This is a genomic window from Mesorhizobium sp. M7A.F.Ca.US.014.04.1.1, from assembly GCF_003998745.1.
Lineage (GTDB): Bacteria > Pseudomonadota > Alphaproteobacteria > Rhizobiales > Rhizobiaceae > Mesorhizobium > Mesorhizobium ciceri.
Genome location: NZ_RZRW01001077.1, coordinates 1 through 1,128 on the forward strand (window position 1 = coordinate 1; position 1,128 = coordinate 1,128).

Consider the following 1,128-nt stretch of genomic DNA (forward strand, 5'->3'; position numbering starts at 1 on the left):
CTTTATGTGTTCCGGCTGCCTTGATGGATTGAACTTGACCGTACGTCCGGCGCGAAAGGCGTTCCAACGGGTGGCGATCGGCATGGCCGGGCTCGCCTTGTTGCTCTTTCCGGCTGTTGCCAACGCACGTGAATTGAGAGTGTGCGCCGACCCGAACAACATGCCGTTTTCCAACGCGGCCGGTCAAGGGTTCGAGAACAGGATCGCGGAAATTGTCGCCACTGATCTTGGCGCCAAGCTGACGTATACCTGGTGGGCGCAGCGCCGTGGCTTCATCCGCAACACGCTGAAGGCAGGCCTTTGCGATCTCGTGCCCGGCACGCCTGCCAATCTCGAAATGCTGCGCACCACCACGCCCTACTACCGTTCGTCCTATGTCTTCGTGACCCGCCAGGACGGCCCGGACGTGACGTCCTTCAACGACCCGCGGTTGCAAGAATTGCGCATCGGTGTTCAGCTCATCGGCGACGATGGCGCCAACTCGCCGCCTGTCCAGGCGCTTGGCCGCCGCGGCATTGTCGGGCACCTCATCGGCTACCCCGTCTATGGCGACTACTCTGCTCCCAACCCGCCGGCGCGCATCGTCGAAGCTGTCGCGAACGGCGAGATCGACCTTGCCGTGGTCTGGGGTCCGCTCGCCGGCTATTTCGCGCAGAGGCAAAAGGTGCCGCTCCGGATCACGCCGGTCACGCCTCGCATCGATGGACCGCAACTGCCGCTGATGTACGACATCTCAATGGGTGTTCGACGCGAGGACGATGCGCTGCGTGGCGATGTGAATAGCGCGCTTGCCCGACACAAGGCCGAGATCGACGCGGTTCTGGCGCGATACGGCGTACCGCGTCTGGACATGGCCGGGAGACCGGCCCGATGAGGCGCGCTCTGGCGATGTTGCTGCCCTTGACACTGGCCCTGGTCGCCTGCCAGCGCGAGGAGCGCGACACGCGACCGCAATCGGCGCTCGGCTCAGGTGAGCAGCCGACGCCTGTGACCACGTTGGAGCCGGGCGGACAGCGACCCTCCCCCACCGACAACAAGGCGGCGAGCTTCGAGGCCAACGCCTTCCACATGAGCGAGGGCAAACGCCTGTTCGGCTGGTTCAACTGCTCGGGCTGCCATGCCAATGGC

Annotated in this window: 1 protein-coding gene and 1 pseudogene; both read left to right on the forward strand. The window is 64.5% G+C overall.

What is annotated here, in order from left to right; genetic code table 11:
* The first annotated feature begins 82 nt into the window (after positions 1–82).
* Complete coding sequence (locus tag EOA22_RS34600) at positions 83–874, forward strand: substrate-binding domain-containing protein (RefSeq protein ID WP_244514477.1); 792 nt, start codon at positions 83–85, stop codon at positions 872–874.
* Positions 871–1,128 (forward strand): annotated as a pseudogene (locus tag EOA22_RS34605) (cytochrome C); the annotation flags it as partial. The gene EOA22_RS34600 and the pseudogene EOA22_RS34605, both read left to right, overlap by 4 nt.

Bases quoted from the DNA above. Each gene is read 5' to 3' on its own strand.
- EOA22_RS34600 (WP_244514477.1), top strand. From the start codon at position 83: ATGGCCGGGCTCGCCTTGTTGCTCTTTCCGGCTGTTGCCAACGCACGT.